Genomic DNA, 18,924 nt, shown 5'->3' with positions numbered 1-18,924 from the left:
TCAACCAAACTTCGGCGATGATAGCCTGACCATTTTTTCCATAGTGTCCTACCTAAACGTTTAATTGTTCGAAGTAATTCATTTCGCTCTAGCGAGCTACTCTTTGTATCTTTCCATGGTTTCGCATTTTTTCTAGGTGGAATCACCGCATGTGCTTGCCGATCTGCAATGACCTGACGGCATTGCTTGGTGTCATAAGCTCCATCGGTATAAACAGAGTCAATCTGCTCATCTTGTGGAATCTGATTAAGTAAATCACCAAGCACCTGTGAATCACAGACATTATTGGTTGTGAGCTGAATAGCGCGTATTTGTAGGGTTTTGGCATCTATACCAATATGTAGTTTACGCCATTGGCGACGATATTCAGCTCCATGTTTCTTGCGTTTCCATTCGCCCTCACCTAGAAACTTCATCCCTGTTAGAGTCTACGAGTAGATGCAGCCCATCGCTACTTTTTTGGTAGCTGATTGCAATATCAATATGCTTTTGTCTTCTACAAAGCGTACTGTAATCTGGTGCGGTCCAATTTAATCCGCAAAGTTTAATCAGACTTTGCACAAAGCCAGTGACCATACGTAAAGATAGACGGAATAAGGATTTAATCATTAAGCAGCATTGGATGGCTGCGTCGGAGTAGGTTTGATTTCGCCCTTGTTTGCCTTTTGATGGAGCATACCATTGCGTAGCAGGATCAAACCAAAGGGCAATATTTCCGCGATTAATGAGTGCTCGGTTATATGCGGGCCAATTGGTTGTGCGGTAGATTTTGTGTGTAGGCTTCTTCATTTGAAAATTATATCGCTGAAAAAGCCTTTACAGATAGGTTTGTGCAACAAAGCCATGCGCCATTCGAGAATTTACCATTACGTGACGCTTTAGATTTTTATAAGCATGAAAAAGGATGGTCGAACCGTTTAATTGCGGGTGACAGCTTGTTAGTTATGAACAGTCTTCTTAAAAAGGAGAGTATGGCAGGTAAGGTTCAGATGATTTATTTTGATCCGCCATACGGTATTAAATATGGTTCAAACTTCCAGCCGTTTGTGAATAAAAAAGATGTTAAAGATAAGAGTGATAAAGATTTAACTCAAGAACCTGAAATGCTAAAAGCATTTCGAGATACTTGGGAGTTGGGTATTCATTCTTATCTTACATATATGCGTGACCGATTTTTATTAGCAAAGGATTTATTAAATGAAACGGGCAGTATATTTGTTCAGATTTCTGATGATAATCTTCATCATGTTAGAGAAATGATGGATGAAATATTTGGGAGAAAAAATTTTATTACATTGATTAGTTTTAAAAAGACAACAGGTTTTGGTGATACAAAGGTACTTTCATCTACTACAGATTATATTTTGTGGTATGCGAAAAATATAGAAAAAATAAAATCTAAATCGTTATTTCAGAAACGAGAAGGTGGTAATTGGATTAACTATAATTACATTAGAACTGATAAGTATGAATTCAGAAAGTTCACTCAAGAGGAAACTAATCAGTGGGAGAAAGTAAATAATAATTCTAAAATATATCGACGTGATAATTTAACTTCTGCATCATCAAGCTCGACAACTTCTATGAGTATTAACTTTCAAAATAAGGAGTATTCTCCTTTTCCTCGTGGATGGATGACAAATTCTATTGGTATTGAGAGATTAAGTAAAGCTAGCCGTCTAGAAGCTTATGGTAAAACATTATCTTATAGAAGATATACAGAGGATTTTCCTTGGATACGTTTTAATAGCTTATGGGAAGATACTGTTACCGGTGGATATGCAGATGAAAAATTATATGTAGTACAAACAGGCATAAAAGTTATTGAACGCTGTTTATTGCTTTCTACAGATCCAGGTGACTTAACATTAGATATTACTTGTGGTTCAGGGACAACAGCATTTGTTTCCGAAAAATGGGGACGTCGTTGGATTACATGTGATACCTCTCGTATTGCTATCACTTTAGCAAAACAAAGATTGATGACTGCTAGTTATGAATATTATGAACTGAAATATCCAAATGAAGGTTTAAAAGGGGGATTCTTTTATGAAACAGCACCTCGTATTACACTCAAATCAATAGCTAATAATCCTGATATTGATCAAATTTATGACCGACTCCACCCTAAAATTGAAACAGCCCTAACACTACTTAATAAAGAGCTTACCACTCAACCACCTACATCTTTTAAAGTTATTGAAGGTGGTCGTAAAGAGGAAATCTTAGATTTTTCAAAAAAAGCGGAATTACTTGAGTGGGAAGTACCATTTGAAGCGCCGCAAGATTGGAATATAGACCAAGTAGAAGCATTAGAGAAGTTTCATCAAGCGCGTATTACGATGCAAAAGCAAATAGACGATGCAATTGCAGCACATGCGGATCAAGAAGTTTTATACGACAAACCAATTATTACTAAGAATCGCCTCAGAATTAGTGGACCATTTACGGTAGAAGCTGTGCCTTTCCCGACAGTTAAAGCATTAGATGAAGCAGGAACATTAGGTGAAGCTGATACAAGTATTGCACGTATGGGGGAATCAGGTCGTAAGCATGATTGGATGGCTGAACTAGCGAAAACGGGTATCCGTGGTCCAAATGGTCAGATGATTAACTTTAGTGATCTAGAGATACTACCTTATGACAAAGATATGCAAAATATCCATGCCATTGGTCACTTAGACACTGGAAATAGAGTCGTTGTAAGTTTTGGTCCTGAACATGCGGCCTTGGAGCAACGACAAGTAGCAAATGCCATGAATGAAGCGGGAAATCTTTTCCCATTGCCTAGAATGATTGTTTTTTGTGCATTTACATTTGATCCTGAAGCTGCAAAGGATATTGATGCAATTAAAGGAATTACAACCCTAAAAGCACAAATGAATACTGATCTACTTACTGAAGATTTGAAAAAAGCACGGACAAGTAACCAAAGTTTCTGGCTTATGGGGCAACCCGATATCGAAGTGTATAAGCTAAAAGATGGTAAATACCAAGTTGAAGTTTTAGGTTTTGATTACTTTGATACTGTTAAAGGTGAGCTAATTTCAGGTGGTAAATCCAAAATTGCCATGTGGAGTTTAGATACAGATTATGATGAGCGTAGTTTATTTCCACATCAGGTATTCTTCCCAATCGCAGGTAAGGGAGAAGGCTGGGAAAAACTTAAGAAAAATATTCGTGCTGAATTGGACGAAACACAATTGGAAAAGTTCCATGGTACGAAGAGCTTACCTTTTGAGGCCGGTGAAAATAAGAAAATCGCAGTCAAGATTATTGATGACCGAGGTATTGAGTCACTTAAAGTCATGAATTTGGATTAAGGTGAAACCATGTCTACAAATTCCTTAATTATTAGTTCACCTTTCGAATGTCCAACCTATCATTGGGAGCGTAACCCGCAAAGCAGCCAGCTCGATTTAAAACAAGGACGCCGTCCTGCAAGTTATGAGATCTTCGATACACGAAGTAATACCTTGCGATCTGTTGAGTTGGGTCTTGTTAATCGTATTCGCCAACGTGTAAATGAATGGCGTGAGGCAGATTATCCTGGTGTTACTACGATTACACGCCAACTTTTAACACATTGGTACGATAAAGAAACGACACGCCCTTATGAGTTTTATTTCTGTCAAATCGAAGCCATTGAGACATTAATTTGGTATGTTGAGGCGACACCAGAATTTAAACAAGGTATTGCCATCTCCGGTGATGGCGGTGAGTGGGAGCGACTATGTAATAAGATGGCGACAGGTTCTGGTAAAACCACAGTTATGTCGATGATTATTACATGGCAAGTATTGAATGCACTTACATATCCTAAACGTTATAGAGATTTTTCAAAGGCTATTTTTATCGTTGCGCCTGGTTTAACAGTTAAAGAACGATTGCAAATTTTGTTACCAGGCCATCCTCAAAATTACTATGATGACTTTTCATTATGCCCAAATGAGATACTTCGCCAAAAGCTCAATCAAGCTGAGATTCTTATAGAGAATTGGCATTCACTTATGCCTCAAAAAGAACCTGAACGGTCGGTGGTAAAAAAAGGTAAAGAAAGTGACGAGGCATATGTAAGACGTGTATTAGGTTCATTGGCCAACCATAAAAATATTGTGATCATTAATGACGAAGCACATCATGCTTATCGGAAACCTGCGGAAGTCAAAATTAGTAAAAAGGATGCTGAAGAATTTGGTATTAATTTAGATGAAGCAACACGCTGGGTTGAAGGCTTAGATCGTATTCATAAAACACGAGGAATCATTCGTTGTTTCGACTTATCTGCGACTCCATTTGCCCCAACAGGGAAAAAAACTACTGAAAGTGCATTGTTCGAATGGGTTATTTCAGATTTTGGTCTTTACGATGCAATAGAAGCAGGATTGGTCAAAACTCCTCGCATTGTAGTGCGTGATAACGCTTTACCAAGTACCAAAGATTTGCAACCAAAGCTTTACCATTTATATCGTGAAGAGGATGTTCGGGAGGATTTGAATCGAAAAGCCGAGCCGCATGAAGCATTACCACAAATAGTCCAGCAAGCTTATGCTCTTTTAGGAGCTGACTGGCGTGAAGCAATGATATCTTGGGTGAAAGCAGGTATGTCATCACCACCTGTTATGCTTACGGTATGTAATCGTACCGAAACAGCCGCTCGTATTGAATATTATTTTAATAAAGGTGATGTATTTTGGTCAGAGTTGCAGGCCCCGAACAGGACACTCCGAGTAGACTCGAAAGTATTAGATAAGGCTGAGAAGGGAGAAAAAAGTGACACAGATGTAACTTATGAGGCACGCCTTAAAGAAATTGTTGAAGCAATCAACTTACCTCAAGATAAAAAACAAGAGTTATTAAACCTCAAGAAAGAAGAGTTACTACGGGCAATAGTCGACAATGTAGGTAAGCGTGGTACAGCGGGTCAAAATCTTCAAAATGTGATATCAGTGGCGATGCTATCCGAAGGTTGGGATGCAAAAAATGTGACTCACATTATGGGGCTTCGTGCTTTCTCTAGCCAATTACTTTGTGAGCAGGTTATTGGTCGTGGTTTAAGACGAGTAAGTTATGATACACAGCCTGTCGAATGTCCAGATGGTATTATACGGGAATTGTTTGCTCCCGAGTATGTAAATATTTTTGGTGTTCCTTTATCAATTTTCCAAGATGTAGGTGAAGGGGGAACAAATCCGCAACCACCTAAGCCAACAACACAGATATTAACATTATCTGAACGTTCTGTTTTGGAGATATCGTGGGCAAATGTGCTGAGAGTAGATAGCGTACTTAAAGAAAAGCTTATGGTAGATTGGTCAAAAGTTCCAAGCGTTCATTTGAACCCAAGTGAAATCCATGTTTCAGTAAATTTAGCCCCAGCCTTAGGCGGTGCGACAGATTTGTCAAAAGCTGTAGAAATTGATCTCGAATTATTGCCTGAAGAGTTTCGTATGCAAAAATTATTGTTTCTTGCAGCACGAAAAGCGTTTGAGAATGTCCAACAAGGTTATACGGGTAGTAAAGAGATATTAATCCAACAACTTATTCGTTTATCTGAAGAGTTTTTAAAATCGGATAAAATAGTGGTTCCCTCTTTATTCCATGAAGAACCATTAAAAAAACGGATTTTGATTGCACTTTCTATGGATAAGGTGGTTCGGCATTTGGTGGCATATGTACATCAGGCGAATGTTACCGTATTAGAACCTATTTTTGATATTGAAAAACCTATAGGTTCAACTTCTGATATGAGAACCTGGTACACGACACGGTTATGTCAGCCAACTGAATTTTCTCAAATTAGTCATGTGGTCGCAGACGGTACATGGGAAGCATATGCCGCAAATATCCTCGAAAAATTTGCTAAAGACAGTGTAGTGGCATCCTATGCTAAAAATGATCATTTAGGATTTAATATCTACTATATGTGGAATGGCAGTAAGCGTAAGTATGTACCTGATTTTTTAATTCGACTTGCTAATGGTAAGACTCTTGTTTTGGAAATCAAAGGTCAAGACAGTGAGCAAAATAAAGCAAAACGTTTAGCATTGGATGTTTGGGTAAAAGCAATCAACCAAAAGGGTGGGTTTGGTACTTGGTGTTGGGATGTGGTTAAAGAAGCACCTGCTAGAATACATGATGTGATTCTTGAACATGCAAAATCAGCCACGTACACCAAATCTATAGGTGAGCTATTTTTAGATTTGTAAAACTATAAAGGGAGGTGAAACCTTCCTTTATATTAAGGATTTAATGCGATAAGCATTTTTTAGGAAAAGGTACAATTTTATTACGTAAACTATCAATGAAATTAGACCATTCCTGCATCATCTTGATACGGTAGTCTAGATGTTGAGCGTGGTTGTAAGCTTGAGAAACGGCATTACCCACTCTATGGGCAAGTTGGATCTCTATCGCATCATGCATATAACCCTGTTCATGTAAGGTTGTAGAAGCAAGTCCACGGAAGCCATGTCCTGTCATCTTACCGTTATACCCCATTGTACGAATTACGCATAAAAGAGCATTACTGCTCATAGGCTTAGCTGTACTGTGATTATAGAATACGTATTGCTTGTTTCCTGTAAGAGGGCGTAATCCCTCTATTAACTCGATTGCTTGTGTCGACAAAGGAACGATATGTGGTTGAGCCATCTTCATTTTATCAGCAGGTATACGCCATAATTTAGTTTCAAAATCAATTTCATCCCATTCCATCATTCTAAGTTCAGCAGTACGTACAAAAGTTAAGGTCATCAACTGAATTGCTGTTTTAATCATTGGACTACCATGATAACGATCCATACGTTCAAGGAATGGTGGAAATTCTGAAATATCCAAACGGGCCATGTGCTTTACTTTACGAGGCTTTAAGGCTTCTTGTAGGTGAGGTGTTGGATCATTTTCAATAATGCCTTTACGAATCGCAAAGCGAAAAATTCGACCAGCTAAAGGAATTGAACGTTTAGCCATTTCCTGTGCGCCACGCTCTTCAATTTTTTTTGCACAGGCAAGTACATCTTTACCCTTAATCTGATCAATAGGTATATCACCTAATGCAGGGAAAAGGTCTTTTTCAAAGACTGATAGATCCCGTATATAAGTCGTTTCTTTAATGACGGCTTTACGATCTTCCATCCACTCCATCGCAAGTGATTTGAAAAGGATGCTTTCATCTATTTGCTGTAATCGTTGATTTTTTACGGCATTTGGATCGATATTATTGTAAAGCTGAATACGTGCTTCATCACGAGCCCGACGAGCTTGTGCAAGCGAAATCTCTGGATAGCTGCCAATAGTGAGAGTACTTTCACGACCATTAAACCGATATTTTAACCGCCAGAAGCGACCACCTGATGGCGTGACTTCTAAATACAGTCCTTTTTCATCGGCATAACGCTTTTTCTTTTCAAGTGGTTTGATCTTTCTAACTTGAGCATCGCTAAGCATTCTGAATGGTATCCATGCAAATTGGGGGACGATTATTCTATTTTTATAATCATCCCCCAATTATCCCCCACAATATGGGGGATTGCAATGGAAAGGGTAGGAACCTGTAAGTAATAAAAAAAGCCTAAACCCTTTAGGTTTAAGCTTTTTAGATCATCTTTAGATGGTTTTGGAAATAATCTTGGCGGTGAGAGAGGGATTCGAACCCTCGATACGCGCAAACGTATACACACTTTCCAGGCGTGCTCCTTCAGCCACTCGGACACCTCACCAAGGTGTGCGATAGTAACCAAAAAAATGCGGGCTGCCAAGTTGTGATGAACAGATTTGCAGAAAAACTTTTTGGCTAATGATAAGATTGCGCCATATAACGTTTTAGTTTGAAGCGACATAATATGCAAAGTACTGCAAAAAAAGCCGCATTGCCGGCGATGACGCTGGCAGCATTAGGGGTGGTATTTGGAGACATTGGGACCAGTCCGCTCTATGCGATACGGCAATGCTTTGTCACAGGACATGTGGATATCAGTGAAGGATCGATTCTCGGCATCCTGTCCCTGATCTTCTGGTGCATGAACCTGACCATCAGTTTTAAATATGTGTCGATGATCATGCGTGCAGACAACAATGGTGAAGGCGGGATCATGTCTTTGCTGGCGTTGAACCTGCGTTCTAACGTATTCAGCAACAAGAATAAAATCTTTCTGATCGCACTTGGATTTATCGGGGCATCGCTATTCTTTGGTGACGGCATTATTACGCCAGCCATTTCGGTACTGTCGGCGATTGAGGGCCTGAGTCTGATCACACCCACACTGGATCGCTGGTTAGTCCCGATTGCGCTCGGTATTTTAACCGCTTTGTTTATGGTGCAACGACATGGTACTGCCACCATGGGCAAATTCTTTGGACCGATCACCTTATTATGGTTTGCGTCTATTGGCCTGATTGGCCTGTGGAGCATCATTCAGACCCCGTATGTGTTGATGATGGTCAATCCTTACTGGGCGCTGCATTTTGTCTATGACCAGCCGACCGTTGCCTTTATTACCATGGGTGCAGTGATCCTGACCATGACCGGTGGTGAAGCGTTGTATGCCGATATGGGCCATTTTGGACGTATGCCGATCAAGCTGGCCTGGTTTATCGTGGTCTTGCCGTGCTTGCTACTCAACTATGCAGGTCAGGGCGCCTTACTGTTGCGTGATGCCAAGGCGATTGAAAACCCGTTTTACCTGCTGGTGCCTGACTGGGCCTTATTCCCGATGATCGGACTGGCAACTGCCGCAGCGGTGATTGCCTCTCAAGCGGTGATTACCGGAGTATTCTCAATGGCCAATCAGGCCATGCAGTTACGCTATTTACCACGCCTTACCGTGCACCATACCTCTGATGTAGAGCAGGGCCAGATCTACTTGCCTTTCATTAACTGGGTGTTGTTTATCTCAGTGGTGATCCTGATTCTGCTGTTTGAAAGCAGTGCCGAACTGGCCAGTGCCTATGGCGTTGCGGTGACCATGACCATGCTCTGCGGTACCATCCTGATCTCGACGCTGGCCTATGGGGTGTGGCGTTGGCCTGCATGGAAAGTGGCGTTGTTTGCGGTGCCATTCCTGATCATTGATCTGATTTTTGTCGGTTCAACCTCATTAAAAATCCTCTCTGGCGGATGGGTGCCGATCCTGATTGGTGTGGTGGTGTATACCATTCTGATGACCTGGAAACGTGGTCGTGAAATCGTATATAACCGCATGGAAACCAATGCCTTGCCAATCGAGTTATTTATTAAAAGTATTGGCATGAGCAAGGAAACACAATATGTGCCAGGTGAAGCGATTTTTCTGACCGGTACCCCGAATATTGTGCCGCATGCGATGTTGCATAACATCAAGCACAACAAGGTGCTGCATGAGCGTAATGTGATGGTGACGGTCTATACGCAGGATATTCCCTATGTGGCTGAAGCCGACCGCTTAAAAGTGGAAAAGCTGGATGAGCACTTTTATCGCATCTATGTCTATTATGGTTTCAAGGACCAGCCGAATATTCCGGTCGCGCTGGAACAGGCCTATAAACAACTGGATTTTGAGTTCGATATGATGCAAATGAGTTTCTTCATTTCGCGAGATCGTATTGTGCATACCGTTGGTGATGGCATGTCACCATGGCGTGAAAAGCTGTTTATCTCGATGCAGCGCAATACCAGTCCGGTCAGTGACTTCTACCAGATTCCGACCAACCGTGTGGTGGAACTGGGTAGTCAGATCGAAATTTAAGTTGAAGTTGATAAAACAGGCACGCTCAAGTGCCTTTTTTATTGTCTGTTGAGCAAGTGTACAGATTTGCGACATAAAATGTCGCTCTAGGCTGAAACCCAATATACAGCAAGGCTTTGAGTTGTTAAGCTGCGCGTTCATATTGATTTTGATGTAGTTATGGCGAAGAGACCAACCAGAAAGGGTAAAACTCCATTTGCTTTTTTGAGCCAGAATGTTGGAAAGCTTGTGCTGGCTGCAGTCGCGACGGGAAGTTTTGCGATTGCGTTTGGCAATGAAAAAATTTCGAAACTGATTCCGTTCCAGTCCAGTAATGGCGCCTGTTTAAAACCGTTTTATCGTGATGTGCCGCCGTTATTGAGCAAGGACAGTCTGAAAAAAGACAGTTATGCCTTGTGTTTTAACGACTTCAATGTGATGTATTCGGGCATCTCCAAGACCCCGTTGTGGTCAGCGGAATATCTCACCCCTGAACGTTTAAGTGTCAAAATCAAACGTGAAGATAATTTCCATGAAGAAACCCGGGTGCAGTTGGCGCATCGCGCGTTGTTATCGGATTATCGTGGTTCCGGCTATGACCGTGGTCATATGGCACCTAACGGGGACATGAACAATACCGCAGCCCAGTATGACAGTTTCTCCCTGGCCAATATGGTGCCACAAGCACCAAAAAATAATCAGGAAGTCTGGCGTAAACTGGAAGAAGCGGTGCGTTCCATGGTCACCAAACAGCATAAAGATGCCTATGTGCTGACCGGACCAATCTTTGAAGGCAAACGCCTGAAAACCATTGGTAAAGGGGTGATTGTCCCGACAGCGGTGTATAAAGCGGTGTATTTACCCAAGCAGGGCATTATTGGTGCCTATTATGCGCCAAACAATAATTCATTACAGGTCAAAGTGGTGAGTGTCTGCTATCTGGAAGAAAAGCTGGGAATTAATTTATTCCCGCAATTAACCGAACAGCAGAAACGCAATGTCTATCAGTTGCCATTGTCTGCGCAACAGGTGAAGCCAAATAAAGACATCAGCTATTCACATTGGGATGGACAAAGCCAGTGTGCGGAAGAGGCCAAGACCGATGCCATTCAGGCCCAGCAGCGTCAATTTACCTCACAATCGACTGAGTCGGCAGGCAGTAAGTTGCCACAAATTGATGAACAGACCAAACAGGCCATGATTAACCAGCTGATCAATGCCTTGGTACAGTATTTCTTACAAATGTTGCGCTAAGAAACGCTTGCAAAGTGATCGTGCTTGGCTCATGTTGGGTGAGAGACAACAATAACGAGAGAGAAAGATGTTTAAACCTTTTGAACATGGTGATGAGTCGTCAGCAATTTATGACCTGACCCTGGAAAATCAGGTGGATTGTGTGAGCTTGTACGGCAATTTGCAAATCACCAAAGATCAGGCTGGTTTAAAAACCGCAAAGGCATTACAAAGCTTTATCAATGAGGTGGTGGCGGCCTTGGAGAAACAGGAGCTGCCTGAACAGATCGAGCGCCAGCTGGAACAGGACATTGAAAATCCATTTTTATAAATAAAAAAAACAGCCGATGCAGGCTGTTTTTTTTATGCGGTGTGATGCGCTTAGTTTTTCTCGCTGCCCACTACTTTGTAAATCACTGCACCGATAATGGCACCAATGATTGGCGCAACCCAGAATAACCACAACTGGCTAAGTGCCGCAGTTTCCGCAAATAAAGCCACCGCAGTACTACGTGCTGGGTTCACAGAAGTATTAGTCACAGGAATACTGATCAAGTGGATCAGGGTGAGGGCCAAACCAATTGCAATTGGTGCGAAGCCAGCGGGTGCACGACGGTCTGTTGCACCCATGATCACGATCAGGAAGAAGGCTGTGAGGACTACTTCAATCAGAAATGCTGAAGCCACAGAGAAGTGGTTTGGAGAAAGTTCGCCATAACCGTTGGTCGCGAAGCCGCCTGTACCGGCAAAACCTGCCTGACCTTGTACGATGATGTACAGCACGAATGCTGCCAGCGCACCACCAATCACCTGAGAAATAATATAGGGCACTAGGTCTTTGGCATTAAAACGTCCACCGACCCATAAACCGACGCTGACCGCCGGGTTAAAGTGACCACCTGAAATATGACCAAAGGCATACGCGCCCGTTAATACAGTTAAACCAAAAGCAAGTGCTACACCAAGAAAGCCGATGCCAAGTTCTGGAAATGCTGCTGCAAGTACAGCACTACCACAACCACCAAAAACAAGCCAAAAAGTACCAAGAAATTCTGCTAAATATTTGTTCATTGTTATCACCAAACATGTTTTAAAAAATAAAAAAACAAGCATCCAAAACGTTATTATGGATATGTGTCAACCGTGTGAAAAAGTGTGAACTATTTCACATAGGTATATAGGCTCTTGTATAAAACGTGTGAAAAAATGGATCAGTTGTGAAACCGTTAGTTCATGGGTAATTTTATTAAGAATTGTAAATTGTGTTGTTGTTTCGCCACTGTTGCGGGGTTTGCCCGGTCCAGATTTTAAAAGCACGCTGAAAAGCGCTTTGTTCCGAATAACATAGCAGTAGCGCAATTTCCTGCAAACTGAGATGCGGATCTTTGAGATATTCAGTGGCCAGCATAAAGCGCACCTGTTGCACCCGTTGCTGAAAAGTCGTGTGTTGTTGTTGTAAATGACGCTGTAATTGGCGCACGGAAAGTCCCAGCTTTTCGGCAATAAAATCCAGCTGATATTGGTTTTTTTGCAGACCGGTTAAAATGGCATGTTGTAGCCGTTGATCCAGTTGGGTCGAATTGGGCAATTTATCCAGCAAGGCTTGGGCTTGCTGCAACAACAGTTGCTGTAAGGTGTGATCACCGCTACGTAAGGGTTTAAATGCTTCGCTGACTGGAAGCAGTAACTGTGTTTTCGGCTGATCAAAGCGCACTTTGCAGTGGAAATACTGCTCATAAATACTGATATTTTTCGGTGCAGCATTGACGAAATGCACTTCATGCAGCTGAATTGTGTCACCGGACATAAATAGCTTCAGGAATTGCACCATCAGGGCAATGGCAATTTCATCGGTCAGTTGGGTCGGATGCGGTTCAGGCGCTTCCCAGCGGATGGAGGCATAGCGATCATTGAATTCGACCACCAAAGGACTGCCATCATAAATCAGGCGATGAAAGTCATGATAACGCGCTAAAGCTTCTCCCAGATTTTCACAGGATAAGGCCAGATAGGCAATAATCCCCAGATGTTTGGGCTGCACATAGGCGGCGATTTCCAAGCCTAGGCCACTCTTCGGATGTAGCCGATTCAGATCTTCTAACAGATCCCGCCAAATCACATAATCAAAGCGTTCCTGATTCTGAACCTGCTGTAATTGTTCCGGAATGGCAATCTGTTCTGCTTCACAATAGGCTTTTAACAAATGCCCCAAACCACCAAAAACAGAGCCGGTATAGTGCTTGAGCTGTGACATCCTGTCCACCTGTTCGCTTGTCGTGTTTTGTCAATATAACTATAGCCTATCGTCAATACTTCGCCTATCAAAATTTATATGCTGAATAAAAATAAGCAAATATAGGGGAGAAGACCATGATTAAGGGTTTTATCGCAGGCTTGGCAGTGGCGAACGCATTTGAATGGTTTGCCCATAAATACATTTTGCATGGCGTACATCGTCCTGGTCAGCCACGCTATAGTCCGGTACCGAAAAGTATGGAGTCGCACTGGGCCCATCACCGTGAAGTGCGTAAGCAGCAGTTTTCTGACGACTGTTATGTAGAAGGTGTTGAGCATTGGCGCACACGTAATGAAATCATATCATTGGCGGTGGTGGCCGGTGTTGCCAGTGTGGCCTTCTACCCACTTTCAAAGGGTATGTCTCTGGCGGCGCTGTATAGTGCAGGCAATTATTATTATGTACACCGCCGTGCGCATCTGGAACCGGATTGGGCCAAACAAACCATTCCCTGGCATTATGATCATCATATGAATTCCAATCAGGATGCCAACTGGTGTGTGACCCGACCATGGTTTGATTATGTGATGGGTACCCGTGTGGTCTCATCTGCAGACTTAAAAGAGGCCAATCCATTGGGTCTCCGCTTGCCAGCAGTATTGTCTCAAGCTCTGACTCAAGCAGTAGAGGCTGTTTTCCCGGTAAAATGGGTGGAACCCAAACCTAAACTGGTCACAGCAGTGCCGTCGCAAGATCAAACCGATGATGCGGTGGCTTAAAGCGACCGATAAAACAGCATGCGGCTTTGATCAGCGATTCATGATGGGAAAACCAAAAAAATTGTCGTAAATTGTCAATAAAAATGGTTTTTAATGTCAATATTTCTACAGATTTTAGCGCTACTTTAGCTCAGACAAAATATTTGACTATATTTTGCTCAAAATGGATATGTATGTTTTACCCTCTAGCGTTATATAATGCCGTTTCTTACCTTGCCCAGCAAGGTATTTTTTTGCCTGTAAAAAGCTTTCCATAAAAAAACCTCTCATCAGAGAGGTTCATATTTCTATCCCTGATGTATCAGAGACGCATTTCAATACCTTGTGCCGCAAGATATTGTTTTGCTTCTGGAATGGTGTGTTGACCAAAGTGGAAAATAGAAGCCGCCAGCACTGCATCTGCACCACCTTTTAAAATACCGTCAGCCAAATGCTGTAAATTGCCTACACCGCCGGAAGCGATGGTGGGAATATTGACACGGTCATTGATCTGGCGCATCAAGGCAATGTCATAGCCTGCTTTGGTACCATCGGCATCCATACTGGTAATCAGCAGTTCGCCTGCACCGAAGTCGGCCATTTTTACGGCCCATTCAATCGCATCGATGCCGGTCGGTTTACGGCCACCGTGGGTAAAAATTTCCCACTTGTTCTCGCCGGTTTTTTTCGCATCAATCGCAACCACGATACATTGAGCACCAAAGCGTTGCGAGGCTTCCTGTACAAACTCAGGGGTAAATACCGCTGCCGAGTTGATACTGACTTTATCGGCACCGGCATTCAGCAATAAACGTATATCTTCAACTTTACGGACACCACCACCGACAGTTAACGGTACAAACACGCTTTCTGCCATGCGTTCTACGGTACGGTAGGTGGTGTCGCGTCCATGATGGGTAGCAGTAATATCTAAAAAGGTGATTTCATCGGCGCCTTGTTCGTTATAACGACGCGCCACTTCGACAGGGTCACCTGCGTCACGAATATCAAGGAATTGAACGCCTTTGACGACTCGACCATTATCAACATCTAAGCAAGGGATAATACGTTTTGCGAGCATAAAATTTTCCAAAAAATCGCCAATAAAGAAAGGGGTGCTACACCTTCATGGAGGGAACAGGTATTCTATCAAACTTCACAGCTATTTTTTGCAGGTTTTCCATGTCGGTTTATACCCCGTTGAGTTTAGAAGAAGTTCAAGCCTTTGCCGAACCCTATGGTTTAGCAGTGATTGACCTGATTCCAATCCAAGGCGGTATTCAAAACACCAATTATTTTTTGGTGGATCAATCAAAGAAACAATATGTTTTAACGGTGTTTGAAGAGTTAGATGCTGAAGGGGCCGGTGAACTGGTGCCTGTACTGGATTGTTTGGGTCAGGCCGGTGTGCCTGTGGCAGTGCCGTTAAAGCACAGTGGACAGGCCATTCATAGCATTGCCGATAAGCCTGCACAAATTGCACCGCGCTTGATGGGCGAGCATCCTGAAGATGCCAGCATTGCGCAAATTCAGGCGATTGCACAGGCGCAGGCAAAATTACATTTGGCCTTGCGAGACTTTCCGCTGGAGCGTGATTTTAATCGTAATCATCAATACTGGTCAGATGTGGCAGCACAGCTTAAGCCACAAATGAATGCGGACGATCAGGCTTTATTGGCACAAGTTTTTCAGCAGTTTGCACAGATTACCCAGCAACATCCAGATCGTCCTACCGGTTTTATTCATTCAGATTTGTTTAGAGACAATACCTTGTTTGAAGGCGATCAGTTACAAGGCATCCTTGATTTTTATGAATTAAATCAGGATGAATGGTTGTTTGATATTGCAATCAGCATCAATGACTTCTGTACCGCCTATCCGCAAGCTCATCTCGATCAAGCCAAGGCCGATGCCTTCCTGGCTGCCTATCAAGGCATTCGTACGCTGACTGAGGATGAATTGGCCTGTTTAAATATCTTCCTGGCAATGGCGGCTTGTCGTTTCTGGAGCATGCGTTTGCAGGTGGCACAAAAAAATGCCGAGCACGGGCGTACCGGCGATGATATTTTGCAAAAAGATCCGCTACAAATGCGCATGATGATGCAAGACCGTTTACAACGAATCACAGCCTAGGAAAATATCATGCGCGATCAAGGTCGGTTAGTGGAGTGGTTTGATGATAAAGGCTATGGCTTTATCCAGCCCAATGACCCGCAAAAACAACGTGTTTTTATTCACATTAAAGACTTTGCTCGCACGGGGCCAAGGCCGATTATTGGCTGTGCGCTGGAGTATGTGGTGATTCTGGATGAGCGCGGTCGTTATCGCGCTCAGCAAGCCGTATATTTAAAAGCCTCGCAAGTATTTGAGCATAAAGCCAAAGCTGAAAAGCCAACCGCTACTAAACCGTGGTTGGCCATGCAGATTGCAATTGTGATTTATATTGTCTTTATGGTGGTCGCCAGCTTTAGCAAATTATTGCCGCCGTATACCCTGTTATTTGTCAGCTTGATGAATGTGGTGAGTTATTGGCTGTATGCGCAGGACAAAGAGGCGGCGCAACTCGGGAATCGCCGTATTCCCGAGCAGACCCTGCATATTGTGGATGCTTTGGGAGGATGGTGCGCCGGTTGGCTTGCTCAGCAAAAACTGAGACATAAAACACAAAAGCAACCGTTTCGGAAGATTTATTTCTGTACCATAGTCTTTAATATATTATTGATATGTTGGTTAATTTCTCCACTTAATGTGTTTTATTGATATTAAGCGGAGTCTGACACTGGAGATAAATAGAAATGAATTATTCCGTTGATCAAGATCCGAATCGTACTTTGACTCTGGTCCTGTACATCCTTTATATCCTTGCAATTTTTACGGTAGGTTTATTGGCCATTGTGGCCTTGATTATCAACTATGTTAAACGTAGTGATGTCCAAGGCTCGATTTTTGAAAGTCACTTTACCTGGCAAATCCGCACCTTCTGGTGGTATTTGGTCTGGAATATTATTGCCTTTATTCCGTTCTCGTTCCTGTTCCTGACAGGCGATAATGGCACTGCCTTTGCAGGGGTGGCTATTTCTGCAACCACCTTTGCTTTTGCGGTGATTTTCGGTGCATGGATCTGGATCGTCTATCGTGCTATCCGTGGTTTGATTGCCTTGAATGACAACAAGCCGATGTACCGGTCATAAGCCTGAGAAGGTTGATTCAGCTGTTGAATCAACCTTCTTTTTTATAAAAATGATTAAGCTACACCTTATATTTTAAAACTTTGATTAAAAATGAAAAAATACTTAAAAGAGGGTTTGAATGAATCATACTGTTGATCAGCAAGCATATCGTGGTCTGACTTATGTTTTATATGTCTTTTATCTTATTTCAGGCTTCACCGGTAGCGTACTCGCCTTTGTGGCTTTAGCGTTGAACTATATCAAACGTAAAGAGGTTAAAGGAACGGTGCTGGATAGCCACTTTAGCTGGCAAATCCGTACGTTCTGGTGGTGTTGCCTGTGGAATCTATTGAGCTTGGCCGTATTTGCACTGGCACTGTTTCATCAGGAACTGGGTATCCCGTTCTCGGATGATCATGCATCGTCAGCATTTTTTATTGGATTGGCCTTTTTATTTGCAGCATGGGCGTGGACGGTGTATCGCAGCCTTCATGGTTTATTTTGTTTATATGACAATAAACCGATGTATGAATGAGGTCGGCTGATGATTATTGAACATGTTTATTTAAGCATTAAAGCTGGACAGAGCAACGCATTTGAAGCGGCTTTTCACCAGGCCAAATCGATTATTTATTCGATGGACGGCTTAAATGCAGTACAGCTGATCAAGCATACACAAGCTGATGGTCGTTATATTTTAATGATTTTCTGGGACAGTATTGAGCATCATACTGAAGGGTTCAGGAAGTCGGCAGCCTATCAGCAGTGGAAAGCGCTGTTACATCCCTTTTATGATCCATTGCCTACGGTTGAGTATTACCAGCTTTGTATGCTGCTAAAAAAGAAAGAACCGCCACAGTAAAAACAGAGCGCATTAGTGCTCTTGTTTCTTTTCAAACAACTTGAATTTTAATTCGCTCACTAAAACCCCAAGCACCACCAGTAGTCCTCCAAACAATGCCAGTAACGGTAAACGTTCTCCTGCAATACGTCCGATGACACCGGCCCAAACCGGTTCACCCGCATAAATAATCGCAGCACGCGTTGGATCGACCATACGTTGCGCCCAGTTCATCACAAATTGAATCAACGCACTGGCTAAGCCGAGCGCCACGGCAATAATCAGCAATCCCCAGGAAAACGCTGGAATACTGTGTTCACCGACCAAGGGCATACTGGCGAATGATAATAATGAAGCAACTGCCAGTTGAATCACCGTAACCCGTCTTAGATTGACTTTCCCGGCAAAATAACCAATCAGGATAATTTCAAGCGCAATCACAAAGGCACAGATCAGGGTAAGCGTTTGTCCATAACTGAAATTAATGCTGGAAAAGCCATTCCCCGTTAACAACACCAAGCCGGTAAAGGCCAGTGCAGTACCCACCCACGTCATTACGGAAGGTATTTTTTGCAAGATCAGCCACATTAAAATCGGGACCAAGGGCACATAGAGTGCAGTGAGAAAGGCGGATTCACTGCTTAAAATACTTTGTAGGCCGATGGTCTGTGTACCATAACCAATCGCAATGACGATCCCGATGGCGGTGCCCGCCAAGCTCTCTTTCAGGGTTAGGCCGCGCATGGATTTAATCGAGATCAAAAAGATGACGAAAGCAGCAACTGCAAAGCGGCAGCCGACAAAAAACATCGGGGTACTAAAATTCAGCGCATATTGCACGGCTAAAAAAGTACCGCCCCAGATCATGGTAATAAAAATCAGGGCAAACTGGGCGGCTTTAGGAGACTGGGATAAGGTGGCCAAAACAACAATCCTATGCAACGTGCAATATACTGCACATATTGCATTGGTTGAGAACATT

16 protein-coding genes, 1 tRNA gene and 1 pseudogene are annotated in these 18,924 nt (G+C 42.7%); 11 read left to right on the top strand and 7 right to left on the bottom strand.

What is annotated here, in order from left to right; genetic code table 11:
- Positions 1–789: pseudogene (locus ACINWC323_RS0118630) on the bottom strand (IS5-like element IS17 family transposase); the annotation flags it as partial.
- A gap of 41 nt (positions 790–830) precedes the next feature.
- Here ACINWC323_RS0118630 and ACINWC323_RS17545 point away from each other — a divergent pair.
- The gene (locus tag ACINWC323_RS17545; protein ID WP_212749667.1) at positions 831–3,323 is read left to right on the top strand and encodes a site-specific DNA-methyltransferase; all 2,493 of its coding nucleotides are present in this window, start codon (positions 831–833) and stop codon (positions 3,321–3,323) included.
- Positions 3,324–3,332: 9 nt separating this feature from the next.
- Positions 3,333–6,209, top strand: a complete 2,877-nt coding sequence (locus tag ACINWC323_RS17550; protein WP_009506624.1) for a BPTD_3080 family restriction endonuclease — start codon at positions 3,333–3,335, stop codon at positions 6,207–6,209.
- Between the two features lie 40 nt (positions 6,210–6,249).
- Here the strand turns inward: ACINWC323_RS17550 and ACINWC323_RS17555 are convergent, their stop codons facing one another.
- Both ACINWC323_RS17555 and ACINWC323_RS17560 read right to left on the bottom strand, forming a co-directional pair.
- A complete protein-coding gene (locus ACINWC323_RS17555) occupies positions 6,250–7,449 on the bottom strand; it encodes a tyrosine-type recombinase/integrase (protein WP_009506670.1) in 1,200 nt (399 codons plus the stop codon).
- A gap of 182 nt (positions 7,450–7,631) precedes the next feature.
- Positions 7,632–7,721, bottom strand: a tRNA-Ser gene (locus tag ACINWC323_RS17560).
- Between the two features lie 123 nt (positions 7,722–7,844).
- Here ACINWC323_RS17560 and ACINWC323_RS17565 point away from each other — a divergent pair.
- The 3 genes from ACINWC323_RS17565 (at position 7,845) to ACINWC323_RS17575 (ending at position 11,268) form a co-directional block, all read left to right on the top strand.
- The gene (locus ACINWC323_RS17565) at positions 7,845–9,725 is read left to right on the top strand and encodes a potassium transporter Kup (protein WP_005227781.1); all 1,881 of its coding nucleotides are present in this window, start codon (positions 7,845–7,847) and stop codon (positions 9,723–9,725) included.
- Positions 9,726–9,884: 159 nt separating this feature from the next.
- Positions 9,885–10,958, top strand: a complete 1,074-nt coding sequence (locus ACINWC323_RS17570; protein ID WP_032868507.1) for a DNA/RNA non-specific endonuclease — start codon at positions 9,885–9,887, stop codon at positions 10,956–10,958.
- Between the two features lie 67 nt (positions 10,959–11,025).
- Positions 11,026–11,268, top strand: coding sequence for a hypothetical protein (locus ACINWC323_RS17575; RefSeq protein ID WP_009506656.1), 243 nt, complete (start codon positions 11,026–11,028; stop codon positions 11,266–11,268).
- 50 nt (positions 11,269–11,318) lie between these two features.
- Here the strand turns inward: ACINWC323_RS17575 and aqpZ are convergent, their stop codons facing one another.
- Together aqpZ and ACINWC323_RS17585 are read right to left on the bottom strand one after the other, a co-directional pair.
- Positions 11,319–12,008 (bottom strand): aquaporin Z, encoded by a 690-nt coding sequence (gene aqpZ / locus ACINWC323_RS17580; RefSeq protein WP_005227775.1) that lies wholly within the window; start codon positions 12,006–12,008, stop codon positions 11,319–11,321.
- Between the two features lie 175 nt (positions 12,009–12,183).
- On the bottom strand, positions 12,184–13,191 hold the full coding sequence (locus tag ACINWC323_RS17585) for an AraC family transcriptional regulator (RefSeq protein ID WP_005282571.1): 1,008 nt from the start codon (positions 13,189–13,191) through the stop codon (positions 12,184–12,186).
- Positions 13,192–13,307: 116 nt separating this feature from the next.
- Between ACINWC323_RS17585 and ACINWC323_RS17590 the strand changes: the two genes are divergently transcribed.
- Positions 13,308–13,952 carry a sterol desaturase family protein gene (locus ACINWC323_RS17590; protein ID WP_009506626.1) on the top strand — a complete coding sequence of 215 codons (645 nt, stop codon included), beginning with the start codon at positions 13,308–13,310 and terminating at the stop codon, positions 13,950–13,952.
- Positions 13,953–14,253: 301 nt separating this feature from the next.
- Here the strand turns inward: ACINWC323_RS17590 and hisF are convergent, their stop codons facing one another.
- Positions 14,254–15,012: an imidazole glycerol phosphate synthase subunit HisF gene (gene hisF, locus ACINWC323_RS17595; protein ID WP_004657307.1), complete on the bottom strand. Its 759-nt coding sequence runs from the start codon at positions 15,010–15,012 to the stop codon at positions 14,254–14,256.
- A gap of 101 nt (positions 15,013–15,113) precedes the next feature.
- Here hisF and ACINWC323_RS17600 point away from each other — a divergent pair, with 101 nt between their 5' ends.
- The 5 genes from ACINWC323_RS17600 to ACINWC323_RS17620 all read left to right on the top strand — a co-directional run bounded on the left by ACINWC323_RS17600 (position 15,114) and on the right by ACINWC323_RS17620 (position 17,963).
- Positions 15,114–16,064: a homoserine kinase gene (locus ACINWC323_RS17600; protein ID WP_005227768.1), complete on the top strand. Its 951-nt coding sequence runs from the start codon at positions 15,114–15,116 to the stop codon at positions 16,062–16,064.
- Positions 16,065–16,073: 9 nt separating this feature from the next.
- Positions 16,074–16,691 (top strand): DUF1294 domain-containing protein, encoded by a 618-nt coding sequence (locus ACINWC323_RS17605; protein ID WP_009506591.1) that lies wholly within the window; start codon positions 16,074–16,076, stop codon positions 16,689–16,691.
- 35 nt (positions 16,692–16,726) lie between these two features.
- Entirely contained in the window at positions 16,727–17,122 is a 396-nt protein-coding gene (locus tag ACINWC323_RS17610; RefSeq protein WP_009506730.1) for a DUF4870 family protein, read from the top strand.
- Between the two features lie 118 nt (positions 17,123–17,240).
- Positions 17,241–17,636 carry a DUF4870 family protein gene (locus ACINWC323_RS17615; protein ID WP_009506722.1) on the top strand — a complete coding sequence of 132 codons (396 nt, stop codon included), beginning with the start codon at positions 17,241–17,243 and terminating at the stop codon, positions 17,634–17,636.
- Positions 17,637–17,645: 9 nt separating this feature from the next.
- Entirely contained in the window at positions 17,646–17,963 is a 318-nt protein-coding gene (locus ACINWC323_RS17620; protein ID WP_009506676.1) for an antibiotic biosynthesis monooxygenase family protein, read from the top strand.
- Positions 17,964–17,975: 12 nt separating this feature from the next.
- On the opposite strand, the gene ACINWC323_RS17625 is transcribed toward ACINWC323_RS17620, so the two are convergent.
- Positions 17,976–18,809: a DMT family transporter gene (locus tag ACINWC323_RS17625; protein WP_502322123.1), complete on the bottom strand. Its 834-nt coding sequence runs from the start codon at positions 18,807–18,809 to the stop codon at positions 17,976–17,978.
- Between the last annotated feature and the right edge of the window lie 115 nt (positions 18,810–18,924).

Origin of the sequence: Acinetobacter sp. WC-323, from assembly GCF_000314615.1 — a bacterium.
Lineage (GTDB): Bacteria > Pseudomonadota > Gammaproteobacteria > Pseudomonadales > Moraxellaceae > Acinetobacter > Acinetobacter courvalinii.
The sequence above is the reverse complement of the archived record's forward strand: the minus strand, read 5'-3'. Positions and strand labels throughout refer to the sequence as shown.